The 13,722-nt window shown below is 63.7% G+C and carries 16 protein-coding genes; all 16 read right to left on the reverse strand.

Features of this window, described 5'->3' with window-relative positions; genetic code table 11:
- Positions 1 to 16: 16 nt before the first annotated feature.
- Complete coding sequence (recA, locus tag ACIPIJ_RS02625) at positions 17 to 1,084, reverse strand: recombinase RecA (RefSeq protein ID WP_401072412.1); 1,068 nt, start codon at positions 1,082 to 1,084, stop codon at positions 17 to 19.
- Positions 1,085 to 1,187: 103 nt separating this feature from the next.
- Positions 1,188 to 1,670 (reverse strand): CinA family protein, encoded by a 483-nt coding sequence (locus tag ACIPIJ_RS02630; protein WP_401072414.1) that lies wholly within the window; start codon positions 1,668 to 1,670, stop codon positions 1,188 to 1,190.
- 86 nt (positions 1,671 to 1,756) lie between these two features.
- Positions 1,757 to 2,236: a lysis system i-spanin subunit Rz gene (locus ACIPIJ_RS02635; RefSeq protein ID WP_401072416.1), complete on the reverse strand. Its 480-nt coding sequence runs from the start codon at positions 2,234 to 2,236 to the stop codon at positions 1,757 to 1,759.
- Positions 2,230 to 2,778 carry a glycoside hydrolase family 19 protein gene (locus ACIPIJ_RS02640; protein WP_401072418.1) on the reverse strand — a complete coding sequence of 183 codons (549 nt, stop codon included), beginning with the start codon at positions 2,776 to 2,778 and terminating at the stop codon, positions 2,230 to 2,232. Before ACIPIJ_RS02640 ends, ACIPIJ_RS02635 begins: the two co-directional genes overlap by 7 nt.
- 36 nt (positions 2,779 to 2,814) lie before the next feature.
- On the reverse strand, positions 2,815 to 3,849 hold the full coding sequence (locus ACIPIJ_RS02645) for a phage late control D family protein (RefSeq protein WP_401072420.1): 1,035 nt from the start codon (positions 3,847 to 3,849) through the stop codon (positions 2,815 to 2,817).
- Positions 3,850 to 3,853: 4 nt separating this feature from the next.
- The gene (locus tag ACIPIJ_RS02650; RefSeq protein WP_401072422.1) at positions 3,854 to 4,060 is read right to left on the reverse strand and encodes a tail protein X; all 207 of its coding nucleotides are present in this window, start codon (positions 4,058 to 4,060) and stop codon (positions 3,854 to 3,856) included.
- Positions 4,035 to 4,880 carry a phage tail protein gene (locus ACIPIJ_RS02655; protein ID WP_401072424.1) on the reverse strand — a complete coding sequence of 282 codons (846 nt, stop codon included), beginning with the start codon at positions 4,878 to 4,880 and terminating at the stop codon, positions 4,035 to 4,037. Before ACIPIJ_RS02655 ends, ACIPIJ_RS02650 begins: the two co-directional genes overlap by 26 nt.
- A gap of 9 nt (positions 4,881 to 4,889) precedes the next feature.
- Positions 4,890 to 6,206 carry a hypothetical protein gene (locus ACIPIJ_RS02660; RefSeq protein ID WP_401072426.1) on the reverse strand — a complete coding sequence of 439 codons (1,317 nt, stop codon included), beginning with the start codon at positions 6,204 to 6,206 and terminating at the stop codon, positions 4,890 to 4,892.
- A gap of 662 nt (positions 6,207 to 6,868) precedes the next feature.
- On the reverse strand, positions 6,869 to 7,171 hold the full coding sequence (locus ACIPIJ_RS02665) for a phage tail assembly protein (protein WP_401072428.1): 303 nt from the start codon (positions 7,169 to 7,171) through the stop codon (positions 6,869 to 6,871).
- 10 nt (positions 7,172 to 7,181) lie between these two features.
- Complete coding sequence (locus ACIPIJ_RS02670) at positions 7,182 to 7,691, reverse strand: phage major tail tube protein (RefSeq protein WP_401072430.1); 510 nt, start codon at positions 7,689 to 7,691, stop codon at positions 7,182 to 7,184.
- Between the two features lie 13 nt (positions 7,692 to 7,704).
- The gene (locus ACIPIJ_RS02675; RefSeq protein ID WP_401072432.1) at positions 7,705 to 8,871 is read right to left on the reverse strand and encodes a phage tail sheath subtilisin-like domain-containing protein; all 1,167 of its coding nucleotides are present in this window, start codon (positions 8,869 to 8,871) and stop codon (positions 7,705 to 7,707) included.
- A gap of 87 nt (positions 8,872 to 8,958) precedes the next feature.
- Positions 8,959 to 9,354: a hypothetical protein gene (locus ACIPIJ_RS02680; RefSeq protein ID WP_401072434.1), complete on the reverse strand. Its 396-nt coding sequence runs from the start codon at positions 9,352 to 9,354 to the stop codon at positions 8,959 to 8,961.
- Positions 9,355 to 9,363: 9 nt separating this feature from the next.
- Positions 9,364 to 11,856, reverse strand: coding sequence for a phage tail protein (locus ACIPIJ_RS02685; RefSeq protein WP_401072436.1), 2,493 nt, complete (start codon positions 11,854 to 11,856; stop codon positions 9,364 to 9,366).
- On the reverse strand, positions 11,849 to 12,457 hold the full coding sequence (locus ACIPIJ_RS02690) for a phage tail protein I (RefSeq protein ID WP_401072438.1): 609 nt from the start codon (positions 12,455 to 12,457) through the stop codon (positions 11,849 to 11,851). The genes ACIPIJ_RS02685 and ACIPIJ_RS02690 overlap by 8 nt, the downstream gene beginning before the upstream one ends.
- 1 nt (position 12,458) lies before the next feature.
- Positions 12,459 to 13,340 carry a baseplate J/gp47 family protein gene (locus ACIPIJ_RS02695; protein ID WP_401072440.1) on the reverse strand — a complete coding sequence of 294 codons (882 nt, stop codon included), beginning with the start codon at positions 13,338 to 13,340 and terminating at the stop codon, positions 12,459 to 12,461.
- Entirely contained in the window at positions 13,337 to 13,663 is a 327-nt protein-coding gene (locus ACIPIJ_RS02700) for a GPW/gp25 family protein (protein WP_401072442.1), read from the reverse strand. The genes ACIPIJ_RS02695 and ACIPIJ_RS02700 overlap by 4 nt, the downstream gene beginning before the upstream one ends.
- Positions 13,664 to 13,722: the final 59 nt, after the last annotated feature.

A 13,722-nucleotide genomic window follows, 5' to 3' on the forward strand; every position in this document is an offset into this window, starting at 1 on the left:
GTCGGCTAAGCCGCTATCAATAACCGGCGTCGGCGTCAGCCACGTCGTCGGCATTGGCGTCGGCAGCAGCAGCCTTGCCTGCTTCGGCAACAGCACCCGCCTTGAGCAGCTTCTCGCGAATCTGCTTCTCGATCTCGGCACCGATCGCTGGGTTTTCCTGCAGGTACTTGGCAGCGTTTGCCTTGCCCTGGCCGATCTTGTTGCCCTGGTAGGCGTACCAGGCACCGGACTTCTCGACCAGGCCTTGAGACACACCCAGGTCGATGATTTCGCCGTTGCGGTAGATGCCCTTGCCATAGAGGATCTGGAACTCGGCCTGACGGAATGGCGGCGAGACCTTGTTCTTGACGATTTTGACGCGGGTTTCGCTGCCGACCACTTCGTCGCCTTCCTTGACTGCGCCGGTACGGCGGATGTCCAGGCGCACCGAGGCGTAGAACTTCAGGGCGTTACCACCGGTGGTGGTTTCCGGGCTGCCGAACATCACGCCGATCTTCATACGGATCTGGTTAATGAAGATGACCAGGCAGTTGGCGTTCTTGATGTTACCGGTAATCTTGCGCAGCGCCTGGGACATCAGACGGGCCTGCAGGCCGACGTGCATGTCACCCATTTCGCCTTCGATTTCGGCCTTGGGTACCAGGGCAGCCACGGAGTCGACGATGATCACGTCAACCGCGTTGGAACGCACCAGCATGTCGGTGATTTCCAGGGCCTGCTCGCCGGTGTCCGGCTGCGAAACCAGCAGGTCGTCGACGTTGACGCCCAGCTTGCCGGCGTATTCCGGGTCAAGGGCGTGCTCGGCGTCGACGAAAGCGCAGGTGGCGCCGTTCTTCTGGGCTTCGGCGATGACCGACAGGGTCAGCGTGGTTTTACCCGACGATTCCGGGCCGTAAATTTCGACGATACGGCCTTTTGGCAGGCCGCCAATGCCCAGGGCGATGTCCAGGCCCAGGGAGCCGGTGGAAATGGCCGGGATGCCGGTGCGCTCGTGATCGCCCATGCGCATGACTGCGCCCTTGCCGAATTGGCGTTCGATCTGACCCAGGGCCGCAGCCAAGGCGCGTTTCTTGTTGTCGTCCATTGAAACCCTCACGTGTTCGACTTGGCCCTGATGGCCGGAATACCTGTATAAGTAGCCAGTATTATTCCACAGGGAAGCGTTTGAGCAAACCCCTGTCGTCGAATTACTCGGCACCAAGCTGTAACAAGCCGTCTAACGCGGCGATCACCGTCTGTCGGCGCACGGTTTCGCGGTCGCCCTCAAAGTGGCGCCGCTCACTGAACACGTGATCGCCATCGGCCCAGGCCAGCCACACAGTGCCCACCGGTTTGGCCGGCGAACCACCGTCGGGCCCGGCCACACCACTGACCGCCACGGCGAAGCGCGCGCCGCTGGCTGCCTGGGCGCCGCGGGCCATGGCCTCGACCACCTCCTGGCTGACCGCGCCCACCTGCGTGAAGAGCGCGTCAGCGACGCCAAGCTGGCGAGTCTTCTGGGCGTTGGAATAGGTCACGTAACCGGCCTCGAACCATGCCGAACTGCCAGGGATGCGGGTAATGGCTTCGGCGATGCCGCCGCCGGTGCAGGATTCGGCAGTCGTAACCTGCGCTTTGAAGCGGCGCAGGTGTTCGCCAAGGCGGGCGGAGAGAACGGTGATCGGGTCCATGGTCGGTTCCTGGAAGAGGGCTGAGCGACACCCTAGCATTTGAGCTGGACGAGCGGGACAGACATAGTTCTGTCTCATGCAAAAACTCAATGCCGCACCCCCCGCACATAATCCTGGCACGCTCGCAAGGCAATCAACCCCCGGTCCCCCTCATCGGTGATGGCGATAATTCGTCGAGCATGCGCCGGCTCAAGTCGGGCGCGTAGGGTTGCATGATCCACGCCGCCGGCGCCGGTGGCGGCAGGCACTGCGGCACAGGTGGTGTCACGCTCGACCAGGACCGACAGGCGCAAATCGGCAGTAGCGAGACGATCACGCAGGCGAGCTTGAGACTGTTGCGCATCGGCAAGTTCCTTGAAATGACGGTGTTCACTGGCCGCCAGACGTTGCTCCGCGGCCTGGCGCTGCGCGCGCTCGGCGAGCTGCTGCGCCGCCATAGCTTCGGCCTGCGCTTGCGCCTGTTGTGCCAGCTGCCGCCCGTAGCGCCAGCCCTGGACGTGCCAGGCCAGCGCCACGGCCACCAGCAAGGCGAACGCACCCAGCCCCAGTTGCCATCGGCTCAACACAGCACCTCACGTGCCCGCGCCCAGAGCTTCAGGCGGTCCTCCAACCCGTTCAGGCCACCATTGATATGGCGCGTGATGCGGTTGAACTCGCCTCGGTCGGCGAGGGCATTGAGCCCGCGCGAATGCCAGAACCACGCCGCCGATTCACAGGCCCAGCGCGGCTGTTCGAGCAGTTGTGGCTGCGCCAGCAGACGCTCGTCGCCGAACAGCGCACGGCTGCAGGCCTGGTAGTTGTTGCGCCCGGTGACCTGGATCAGGCCCCGCCCGCAATACAGCTGGCCGTCACCATCGGCTTGCGGGGTGTTGCCCAGGCGCAGGGCCAGGCTGCCGGTGTCGTAGCGCGCCAGGTAACGTTCGCTGCCCAGCTCCTTCACGTAGCGGAACTGCCCCGACTCATGCCCGACCTGGGCCAGGAAAGCCGCCACGCGCCTGGGGTTGTCGATCTCCCAGCGTGGCAGCGTGACATTCAGCGCCGAAAGAAAAACGCCCGCGACAGGGCGGGCGTTGGGCAAGATTTGTAGCAATTGTGGTTCGGTAAGCATGTCAGACCTCCTTCCTTGTGTGCAGGGAATGCCCCTTCAAGCCTTGGCCGCCGCCTGGCGCCGCGGCGCCACGCCTTTGGCCTTCACCTTGCCCGCCTTGCCGCCATTGCCTTGCACCGTGGTGCGCCAACCCGAGCCGGTCAACACGTGCTCCACCGCGTCGATCTGGTACTGGCCATCAAGGCCGAGGGCAAAGCCCTGCAGGTCGATGCTGCGTTCGGCGAACAGGTCGGTGCGCCCGGGCAGGTCGAGGCGCACGTTAGCGGTATCGCGGTTGAAGCTGGCCAGGCGGGCCTTGGCCGCCTGCTCGGCGGCTGCGCGGTTGGGGTACAGATGGCGATCGGTATGCACCGGCCGACCCTCCTCGGCGGCATCCTCATTGCTGAGCTCGACCGTTTTCAGCTCGCCACTGGCACTGTCCTGATGGCGCGTGCGCACCGCCTTGCGCGTGGCTTTGTCATCCAGGCGAAAGTGCCACTGGCTGACGTCGCTGCGGGCAATATTGACCACATCGAGCGGCTTGCCGCTGGCGCTGCGCCCTGCCTGGCGCGGCAGTACCAGCAACTGGTCGTTGGCGAGCTTGGCGGTGCAGTCGTACTGGCGGGCCAGGCGGGTGATGAAACTGAAGTCCGATTCGTTGTACTGATCGACCCGCGGTACCTGCCGGGTCACCGGGCAGATCGCCTGCCAGCCATTGCGGGCACCGATCTCGACGACGATGCGCTGCAGGGGCACGGCCTCCCAGCTACCGCTGCGGATGGTCCGGCCGCTGCCACGCAAGTCGCTGGCCTTGCCGCGTATCACCAGGGTATCGGGCGGGCCGGACAGCTCCACTTCGTCCACGGTATAACGGCCAAGCAGGGTCAGTGGCTGCCCGGCGTAACCCAGGTACACCTCGATCACCGCGCCACGGGACGGCAGCGCCACGGCGCCGTCACGGGCATCGATGCGCAACTCGAAGTCGTCGGACTCCATGCCGGGTTTGTCGGTGGTGCGCAGCAACAGCAGACGGTCGTTGATCAATGCCGTGATGTCCTGGCCATCGGCCTGGATGCGAAATTGCGGTTGCATGGCATCAGTCCCAAAGCTGTACGGTGCTGGCCGCGGCTGTTGCTACGTCAGGCAAGCGGATCGTCACCCCGCTGCGAAACGGCTGGTGCTCATCGGCCAACCCCTGGTTGGCGTGCAGCACGGCTTCGACGCTGCCGTCGAGGTGCCCGTAATAGTGGTGACAGAGGGTATCGAGCAGGTCGCCCTCAGACGTTTTGCAGGTCTTGGCCATAGCTGACGAACTCCAGTGAGAAACCTTGTTTGCGTGGAATGCCGCCGGCCAGCAAGGCGCCCTGTTCTTCCTCGATGCTGGTCAGGCACCACGTACCCAGGACTTCGCCGTAACCGGTGGTCAGCGACAAGGGCAGCAGTTGGCGGCCGATGCCGCGCAGCGCCTGCAACTGGCCGAGGCCGCCCTTGAAGCCGGGGAAGATCGCTCCGCGAATACTGATGGTTTCTTCGCCCAGGCTCACCGCTTGTTGCGCGCCGTCGCGGCTCAAACGCTCCTGGCCGGCCCAGCGAAAACGGGTTTGCCGGCGCAACTGGTCGAAGGCGGCGGTGTCGAGGTTGAAGTAGTACGGTGGCGCGTTCGCCTTCAGCGGCTGCAGCACCAGCAGGTGCGGGAACGGTTTGATCGCCTGTGCTGCTGGCGTTGCCTCGGGCGCAAAGCCCAAGGTCGACAGCACACCACGGGCGACCGCACGCGCATCGCCGATCACCCGGCGTATGGCCGCGCCCGCCTTGCCCAGGTGCTCGGCGAAGGCATCGGCGTGATCGCGCACCTTGCGCACCACGTCGACGGTCTGGTCATACTTGGCAATGACGCTGTCGACGCGCTGCTTCGCCGAATCGATCGCGCGCATCGTGCGTTGCAGGCGCTTGCCGATCTGCGGGCCAATCCATGGCAAGGCTTCGAGTTCGGCGGCCGCTTCCTTGGCATGGCCGACCGCCTGGCGCATGGGGTCGAGCATGGCGTCGGCACGCCGACGCCCCTCCTCGCCGGCCTTGACCAAGGCGTGCAAGGCGCCTTGGAGCTGTTCCAGATAGGTCATGAAAGATCCTCAGGCGTAAATGGGATCGGAAAGCTGGGTAGCCGTCTGACGGCTGATCAGCTCTTCAAGCGTGCGTCGCACCATCGCCTCCAACCGCTGCATGACGGCAGGATCATCAGGGCTGCCGTAAAGCGTTACCGGCATGTGGGTATTGAAGGTGTAGTGCGGGTTGATCGGCTGAGGCGCTGTGGCCGAGGGGGTGAGCGGACTGGCCGGATCTGGCAATGCTATGGCTGCCGGAGGCACACGCATGGGCAATGGCCGATCGTCTGCTGCCTCATCCAACGCCTCGCGCGAGGTGGGCCGAAGCAGCGACACGGGCGCCAGTGGCGGCTGCCTGACTGGCCTGGCCTGAATCGCGCCAGCGTGAGCCAGCAGTTGCCCGGCGAGCCGAGTGCCGACCTGCTCATCGAGAAATACCGCCTTGGGCAGCGGGGTGAGCGACTGCTTCAGCGGATCCAGCAGTGACACCTGAGCCAACGGGCGTCGCGCCTTCTGCTGCTTTCGCGCCAGTTCTGGCGCTGACAACAGGCGCTTGCCGGTTTGCGTCCCTAGCTGAAGGTCAAAGAATGGCTGGGCCGGAACGCGCGTGACGAGCTGCTTGGCTGGGTCGAGGAGAGAAACGGCAGGCAAGGGCGTGCGAGCCTCAGGCGGACGATTATCCCCGGCCAGTTGCCGAGCGCCCCACCCTCCCAATCCGGTACCGAGTTGGTCACCCAACGTCCCGCCGACTGTCATGCCGATCGAAGGGTTGATGAAAGGCAAGAATCTTTTGACGACCGCCCCCCCTGCCACTGAGCCGATCAGGCCACCAGCAGCTCCGCCATAACCCTTCCACGCCTCCTCTGCTGTCGTAGCGGTCCGAGAGGTGTATCCCGCTTTCAACAGCGCTTCCAGCAAAGCATTTTTCCCCTCCTCCTTGATCACCTCCCCGACTGTCTTCCAAGGTGCAGGGCGCTTGCCGATGTCTGTAGGCGAAGGGCCTGCATCTGCTCCGAGGGGATATGGTTCATTGGCCGCCGGGCTGTCTTTGCCGAACCCTCCCTTCAGCGTGTTCCAACCTGGCACGGAAGGCCGTTTACCGATGTCATGAATACGCGCAACCGAGCCAATGCTCACCCCTGCCAGCAGGGCTTGCCCGGGCGAGCCCGGTGAGGCTTCAGTGGCCACCTGGGGAGCGGCAGTTGCTAGGGCGCCAACCTCACTCGCTACGCCCGGTTCGGGCTCAGGCGCCACGCGCTTACCTAACGCAGCCCCCATCTTGTCACCGAAGAAGCTGCCCACCACTTTCCCGTGGTCGACATGCTTGCCTATGTACTTACTCAAGGCCGCACCGAGCGCACCTCCGGCAAGGCCCCCTACCGTACCTCCCAGCCCTTCCCCCCAGTCCTGCGCCGTCGAAGCGGTCGCTGCCGTGGTACCCACTTTCAACAGCGCATCCAGCCTGCCGTCTCGACCTGCCGCCCTTGCGGCGCCAAGCGCTTGCGAGCGGCGTTGCCGGTCACTGTGGCCCGGCTCGGTCGAAGGCGCAGCATCAGCGCCCAGTGGGTAATCATCATGCTCGACAGGGGTAGGCCGCGCCCTGGAAGCGGCCCTTGATGAGAGCGGCCCGACACCAGCATTCATCAGGGCCGTCCCGTTGTGTACCAAGGCATCATCGCCCGTGCCATCGACAGGCTCTGCAATGGGCAAGGAAGCCGATTCGGCGTGCGTAAGCTGAGGCGCTCCTTGCCGCAACGCCTGCACGACGCGCCCTAGGATTCGGTTCTGATGACTGAACACTTGCGCGAGGTTGACCCGATCATGCTCAGGGCCCGAGCGTGGCTGTTGCGACGCCTGCGTTACCGCTGGTCTGTTCGCCATCCTGTTCTCCCTTTCACTCCGTGAGCCACCAGACCATGTCGTGGTACGCCATGGTCATGATTTCGCTCGCGGAAAAGTTCAGCTCCTTGGCCAGCCGCTTTGCTGCGGCCTTCTGCCGGGCCGGGTCAAAGTTCGTCGTCCTGCACCAGGCGAAAATAGCCGCTTTGCAGGCGGCTATAGTCCTTCAGCGCTAGGCCTTCGAGGTCCTTGATGCCGACCTCGGCCAGTGACGCGAACAGGTTCAACTCGCGCTGCTCGTCATCGACACCGCCGCCAGCCTGGGCATTGCGGATATCCCGCACGGTCGGCGCGCGCAGCGACAGGCTGTCGACTTGCACGCCATTGGCCTCACTGGCGCGGGACAGGCGGACAGTGACGCGCTCGGCGCTCAGGGTCAGCCATTGCGGATGCTTTTTCGCATGAGCCATGGTCGCCTCCTTACAGGCCAAGCGCAGCGCGCTGGGCGGCCAACTGGTCGACACCGTCGACCACACGTTTCATGCCCAGCGCGTCGATCTCGTAGACCAGGCGCCCATCGACTTCGAGCTTGTAGTAGGTCAGGCCGACGCTGTGCTTGATCTCGGCCTTGTCGCCGGATTTCCAGTCGCCCATGTCGATTTCCTTAAGCGTGCCACGCAGGGTGACCACCACCGGGGTGATCTTGCCCTTGAGGCCCTTGAAGGCGCCACGGAAGGTGCCATTGAAGCCGCTGCCATCGGCCAGGCCGAAGAACTTCAGGGCCTCACGGCGCACGCCGGTGGTGGTGAAGGCGGCTTCCTGCTTCTCCATGCCCAGGTCCATCTCGACCGGCATGTCCATGCCGCCGGGGCGGTGCTCCTCCATCTTCAGGGTGAGTTTGGGCAGGGTCAGGCTGGGGACATCGCCCTGGAAGCTGACGCCATCGACGAACAGGTTCAGGTTGGCCAGGGTTTCGGGAATCATTGCCATGTAAATGCGCTCCTTAAGCGGCGGAATCGAGGACTTCGGTCAGCCACTGGTTAGTGACTTCAACGCGGAAATTGGGGTTTTCGGCAGGCGGCACGTCGGTGAAGCGGATGTTCCAGTACACCTTGCCCTGCTCCAGTTGGCTGGCGGTGTTCAGCTCGGGGTCGGCGAAGACCTCGAAGTTGATGATCGCGCCCTGGTTCTTCAGGTCGCGCATGAAGGCCTGCAGGCCTTCGGTGACGTCCTTGACGTAGGTCGCGGTGATCGAGCGGTCAACCGCCCACTTATGCCCGTAGAGGATCGCGTCCATGACGATGTCCATCGTCCGCACGCGGGTCACGAAGGCCCATTTCGGGTCGCTCGACAAGGTACGGTTGCCCCACAGGCGGAAGCCGTCGTCGCGGATGATGGTGGCGATGTTGGCGTTGTTCAGCAGGTTGGCGCGGCAGCTGTCGTCGCCGTCGAGGAACTCCACCGGGCGGGTGGTGCCGGTGATGCCGACGAACGCCTTGTTCGACGGCGAGGCCCAGAAGCCATACTCACTGTCGGTCCAGGCGAACAGGCCAGCGACCCAGGCCGAGCCCGGCGCGTCGACGGTGGCTTGTTCGCCGTTGTCCCAGTACTGCACACCCGGGTCGACCAGGAAGGCACGTTTGGCACCGAAGTTCTTGGCATAGTCGATGGCCGCCTCGTCGGTGGTAGCGGGGCCGTCGATGATGGCAATGCCGCGCAGCTTGTCAGCCAGGGCCACCAGTGCGGTGCCGACGGCCTGGGTAGCGCTGTGGCGTGGCGCCGCCAGCAGGCGTGGCTGGGTGTTGAAACGGCTCTTGCCGTCGAGCAGCGCCTGCAGGCCGGTGCGTTTACCGTCGGCCTGCACCGTGCCGATGATCGCCGAGGTCTGCTCGGCGGCATCTTCGAGCTTGGCCACACCACAGGCGACGATCACCGCCTTGGCGCGGGTATAGATGGCCCGGCAGGCCTGGGTGATGGCCGCGTTCTCGCCGAAGGCGGCGACGGCTTCGCGCTCACTGGTGATCAACACCAGGTCGTTGGCCTTGGCCGTGACGCCAGCGCCTTCGGTGAAGGTGTCGACCAGGCCGATGATCGAAGACGACGGCAGCGCGATGCTGCGGGCGCCGGTGTCGATGTTGGTGACGGTGACGCCGTGGAAAAATCCGCTCATAGAAACTCCAGATGTGAAAAGGCCCTGCGGTGCAGGGCCTGAGGGGTGTAGCCAGAAATTAAAAACGCCCCGGAGTGCGAGGCGTCATCAGGTATATAGATCGATCCAGCTCGGGGGCTTTGGCCGGTAATCTGAATCGGGAAAGTATTCGTCTTTAGGCCACTCACGCAGTTGCTGCAGGTAGCCCAGCAACTCAAGGTACTGCTCATCGCTGACCGTTGTCGGGCGCCCCAGAACCTGCTCGTCCCGATGGCGATCACGTAGCCATTGGTAAAGGGTAATTTCTGCGTCACGCCAACCGCGCTCCAAGGCTTCACGGTCTTCAATTGAGACAACTTGCTCTACGAAACTTCCATTCACATATCGCCAGCCAGGTAAGACCTGTGGCGAACAGGGTCGCCATTTCAGATCAGGGTGAAACCGTCCGTCTGGATCAATCTCGGTTGTTTCCAGCACAACCTCGTCTTGTACTAATGCCCACATGTCCGCCCCTTAATATGTTATAAACACACATCCAACTGCACCGGCCTGTGAACGGGTTACAGTCCGCCCCCCACCACCCATGCCAGGCTGTGTAAGCGCTGAAGTATCGGAAGCCGCATAGATGCTTTCACCGCCGCCACCCTGCCCGCCCCAGTTCGTGCTCCCTCCCGAACTTCGTACGGGAGGAAAACCCGAGCCAAGCGATGCGTTGAAGTCGCCACCTGAACCCCGTCCACCCGAGACACCAACATTCATACCCCCGCCAGTACCTCCAGTTGCCGAGCAAAACGCACCGAAAGACGAGGAGCCACCTGCGACGCCACTTTCACCCTCGCCTGCTACGGCCGTGCCGCCGGCGCCGACTGTGACGGTGATGACACTACCCGGGGTAACGGAGCACAAGCGCTTGCTGATTCCCCCACCGCCGCCACCGCCGGGTCCGATAACAGTGGAGTCCCGTGCCCCAAACGCTCCACTACCACCGCCGCCGCGCACTTCTACATCAACTTTGTGCACGCCGTCAGGCACAACCCATTGATAGACGCCCGCAGTCTTGAATTGCATCAGCCCCCGAAATGGCAAGTTGAGGCTGGTGTTGACGATCTGCCAGTCAGTCCATCCGTTGGCGTTTTGCATGACGCGGATCGCCTGTATGGGCGTAGCGCCAACCGAGAGCCCGCCGGTAATCCGCTGTACCAAGTAGTTGTAAGCGCCAAAACCTTCGACGACCAAGTTGTAACGCGCAGCGACCAACCACCCTCTAGGCACATTGGTCAAGCCTGCCATGGGGGTAAGGTAGTTACCGGGAACGACATATTGGTTGAGGTCTGTCTCAGTACTTAAATACCCCTTGCCAAGCCCAAAGGAGCCCACCACAGCCATGGCGCCTTCAGTTATATCGGTGGGTGATGCTTGCTTGGGTGTGTTCCCGCTCGACCATAATTGCGCCCAGGCGGTCCACTGAGTCGTATTACCCACCCGGCTGCGGATAAAGGTGAACGGTTCTCCACTTGTCAGCGTGTCCCAAAGCTGCGTCGCGGCCACAGTGCTCGGTCGATGAATATGCAAGACCTGCCCTGAAGCAAGCACTTGGCCTGTAACTGGATGCTTGGGCTTGGTACCGGCTGTACCCTCTCCAACGACGTAGAATCCATTGGCTGCCAGTTCATCTATGTTCGCTACCGCTGCACTGGGTGCGCCGAGCCCGAAAAGGGCCATGGCTGAACGGACGAAAGCCGTCGTAGCAATGGAAGTATCACTGTCGGTGGCCGCAGCGGTCGGCGCTTTGGGGTCCCCCGTGAAAGTGGGGCTGGCCAACGCGGCTTTGTTGGCCAGTTGATTGGTCACCGTGGTGGCAAAGTTGGGATCGTTACCTAAAGCGGCAGCAAGCTCGTTCAAGGTATCAAGCGCCCCCGGGGCAGAAGCAACGAGGTTGGCTACAGCGGTCATGACGAATGCCGTGTTTGCCAACTGCGTGGTATTGGTTCCGGCATTGGCTGTAGGTGCAGTCGGAATGCCACTCAGCGCCGGACTCGCCAGCGGCGCCTTCAACGCCAGCGCACTGTCTACCTGGGCCTTGGTGTAGACGTCCGTCAACCCATAACCCGCGACCGTGGTCGGGTTGGTGGCAGCGGTAACCCGCCCATATTTGTCGACCGTCACGCTGCGATAAGTAGCTGCGGCCACGCCGCTGCGCCCAAACGCCATCTCATAGGCCTGCGCACTGACGCCCAGCGTGATCGGCCCATCCGTGACCAGCTGCCAGGCACTGTCACCATTGACGGTGCCTTTCTCCACCAGCACCAGTAAACCCGGCGTGACCTTGGCATCGGTATCGGCATCGCTGCTGCGGCTCCAGGCGCCTACCGCAGCTTGGTAGATGCCGTTGTCCTTGGCGGCTGTCTGGTTCTTCACCAGCACCCGCGCACCTGCGGTCAGTGCCACCCCGTCAATGGTCGGCAACCCGCTCAAGGCGATGTTTGCCGTGGTGGCCGCCACCACCGAATGCTTGAAGTCCTGCCGCGCCAACTCTTCGGTCACCCACTCACGGGTCGCCAGAACCACGGCCGGGTCGATCTTCAGCTGCACATTACTGGCGCTGCTGACCACCAGGTTCATCCGCACCACCTGGGTACGCCCCGAGCCCTGGCTGAGCAGCGGTTTGTAGGTGGGCGCGCAATTGGCTACGGCGACCATGTCGCCATCGGCATCGTACAACGCGATTTCGCGGATCCACTTGCCGCCGACATCCGCAGGGATGACCTGCTCGGCGACGATGATCGCACTGTTCTTGTCGTCCACCTTCAGCTGGTTCAGCGGCGCACGGCGCCATTCGTTGATCAGGCTGGCCTGGGTGGCGTTGGGCGTCGGGTCGGTGCCGTTGGCATCGCCGATGCCCATCTGGGTGATTTTCCACGCAATGCCCAAGGCATCCGCGTTGGCTTGTTTCGCCGCGCCCACGTTGGTGAGGATGGCGTAGAACTGAGAAGTCTGGTCAACCATATGCAATGTCCAAGGTATCGATTGTGTGTTCGCGGCCACCACGGCCAATGGCACCGATGACCTCGATGTCACGCGGCGCCGGCGGGTAGATGTCGAGTTCGTCACCGTCCTGGATCGCGCAGCCGAAATGCACGGTGCCCTGGCTGTCCAGGCTGATGACTAGGCCGCTCAGGTGGCGGCTGACCGGCCGGGCGTCGTCGATCAACGACGACAGTTCCTGGTAGGTGCTTTCGCTGATGCCGGCATCGGAAACGCCGATCTTCAAGGCGAAGGTGCCGGCCGGCGCAGGCGGTGTGGTTTGCCACCACTCCTCCACTTCGATCAGGTAACCGAACGGCTCCACCACCCGCCGCAGTGCGCCGAGGGTGCCTTTGTGGGCGTGGACGAAGAACGCCGAGCGGATCACCGAACGCTTGATCGCATCGCTCCAGTTGTCTTCCCAGCGGTCCACCGACCATGCCCAGGCCAGTTGATAAAGCAGGTGCGATGGGCAGGTGTCCGGGTTGTAGAGCTGGCGCAGGCTGACCTTGAGGTCTTCGTCGGCGGCGGCTTCGATGGCTCGCTCCAACGGTGTGCGGTTGAGCGGCAAGAGGCTATGCATGTCAGCCTCCTCGCTTGAGCGTGAAACCGGTGCACCAGGCCGCCTGCGCCTTGCTCGGGCGGATGTCGGCCCAGTTGCTCAGCTCAACCCGGCTGACGCCGTCGATATGCAATTGAGCATCGATACCCGAACGTGAGACCTCCACGCCCAGGCGTCGTCGGGGGTTGATCCAGGCCTCGAGGCGGCGCTGGCACTCGGCAAGGATCGCCTCGTATTCAGGGCCGCTGTCGGCCATGAACAGCACGGCGTCTATGCGGTACGGCAGCACCATGGCACTGCGCACGTTGAGCCGGTCGGCGACAGGGCGGATATCATCGTCATTGAGGTAGCTGGCCACTTCAGCGAGCAACGCCGTGCTGGCTGCGCCGTTGCCTTCCAGGCTCAGCACGGTCACATCCACCACTGCCGGCGACGGGCTTTCGGCGGTGGCGTCAGCCACCTGCCCCGAAGCGTTGCGGGCATGCAGGATGTAACTGTTGCGCGGGCCGGCGGTGGTCAGGCCTTCGTAGACCAGTTGCACCCGCTCGCGCAGGGCGTCGTCGGCTTCGAGCAGGGCCTCGGTGGGCGGCACGCTGGTCAGGTCCTCAGCCTGGATCACCAGGCGCTGGAGGCTGACATTGGCGGCCAGCTGGTCGAGGTCGCTGCCTTCGGCATAGCCCAGCAGCAGCGCCTTGGCCGCATCGTTGATGCGGGCGCGGTTGAGCAGCTTGCGGTAGGCGCCGACCTCCAGCAGCTTGGTCACCGGGTCGCTTTCCAGGTTGGCGGTCCAGCCGTCGCCCAGGTACTCGCGGAAGGTGTCCAGGTCGGCCTGGTAAAGCGCCTCGTAGTCGAGGTCTTCGAGCAGTTGCGGGGCGGGCAGTTTCGACAGGTCGACCTGGCTCATGCGCTCACCTCCACCAGGGCGTCGTCGCCCAGGTAACGGCCGCTCAGGGCCAGGCTGACCTGGCCGTCGAGCACGCCCACGACCTTTACCCGCTCCAGTTGCAGACGCGGTTCCCAGCGGCCCAGTGCGCGGGCCACCTCAGCCTGCACGGCGCTTTTCCAGCCTTCGTTGACCGGCAGGTCGACGAAACGCCGCAACTGACTGCCGTATTCGGGGCGCATGCGGCGGCTGCCCAGCGGTGTGGTGAGGATGTCTTCGATAGACTGGCGCAGGTGATCGATGCCGGCCAGTGGCTGGCCGGTGCGGCGGTCCATGCCGATCATGGCGCACCTCCGCTGGCCGCGCCCCGTTCATAGGTTTGCATGGCATTCTCCAGGTATGA

Origin of the sequence: Pseudomonas sp. NPDC087185, assembly GCF_044744955.1 — a bacterium.
Lineage (GTDB): Bacteria > Pseudomonadota > Gammaproteobacteria > Pseudomonadales > Pseudomonadaceae > Aquipseudomonas.

What these genes read in the sequence shown, in the direction of transcription:
- recA (WP_401072412.1), bottom strand. Translation starts at nt 1,084, where the DNA reads ATGGACGACAACAAGAAACGCGCCTTGGCTGCGGCCCTGGGTCAGATC.
- ACIPIJ_RS02630 (WP_401072414.1), bottom strand. Translation starts at nt 1,670, where the DNA reads ATGGACCCGATCACCGTTCTCTCCGCCCGCCTTGGCGAACACCTGCGC.
- ACIPIJ_RS02640 (WP_401072418.1), bottom strand. Translation starts at nt 2,778, where the DNA reads ATGCTTACCGAACCACAATTGCTACAAATCTTGCCCAACGCCCGCCCT.
- ACIPIJ_RS02645 (WP_401072420.1), bottom strand. Translation starts at nt 3,849, where the DNA reads ATGCAACCGCAATTTCGCATCCAGGCCGATGGCCAGGACATCACGGCA.
- ACIPIJ_RS02650 (WP_401072422.1), bottom strand. Translation starts at nt 4,060, where the DNA reads ATGGCCAAGACCTGCAAAACGTCTGAGGGCGACCTGCTCGATACCCTC.
- ACIPIJ_RS02655 (WP_401072424.1), bottom strand. Translation starts at nt 4,880, where the DNA reads ATGACCTATCTGGAACAGCTCCAAGGCGCCTTGCACGCCTTGGTCAAG.
- ACIPIJ_RS02665 (WP_401072428.1), bottom strand. Translation starts at nt 7,171, where the DNA reads ATGGCTCATGCGAAAAAGCATCCGCAATGGCTGACCCTGAGCGCCGAG.
- ACIPIJ_RS02670 (WP_401072430.1), bottom strand. Translation starts at nt 7,691, where the DNA reads ATGGCAATGATTCCCGAAACCCTGGCCAACCTGAACCTGTTCGTCGAT.
- ACIPIJ_RS02675 (WP_401072432.1), bottom strand. Translation starts at nt 8,871, where the DNA reads ATGAGCGGATTTTTCCACGGCGTCACCGTCACCAACATCGACACCGGC.
- ACIPIJ_RS02680 (WP_401072434.1), bottom strand. Translation starts at nt 9,354, where the DNA reads ATGTGGGCATTAGTACAAGACGAGGTTGTGCTGGAAACAACCGAGATT.
- ACIPIJ_RS02685 (WP_401072436.1), bottom strand. Translation starts at nt 11,856, where the DNA reads ATGGTTGACCAGACTTCTCAGTTCTACGCCATCCTCACCAACGTGGGC.
- ACIPIJ_RS02690 (WP_401072438.1), bottom strand. Translation starts at nt 12,457, where the DNA reads ATGCATAGCCTCTTGCCGCTCAACCGCACACCGTTGGAGCGAGCCATC.
- ACIPIJ_RS02695 (WP_401072440.1), bottom strand. Translation starts at nt 13,340, where the DNA reads ATGAGCCAGGTCGACCTGTCGAAACTGCCCGCCCCGCAACTGCTCGAA.
- ACIPIJ_RS02700 (WP_401072442.1), bottom strand. Translation starts at nt 13,663, where the DNA reads ATGATCGGCATGGACCGCCGCACCGGCCAGCCACTGGCCGGCATCGAT.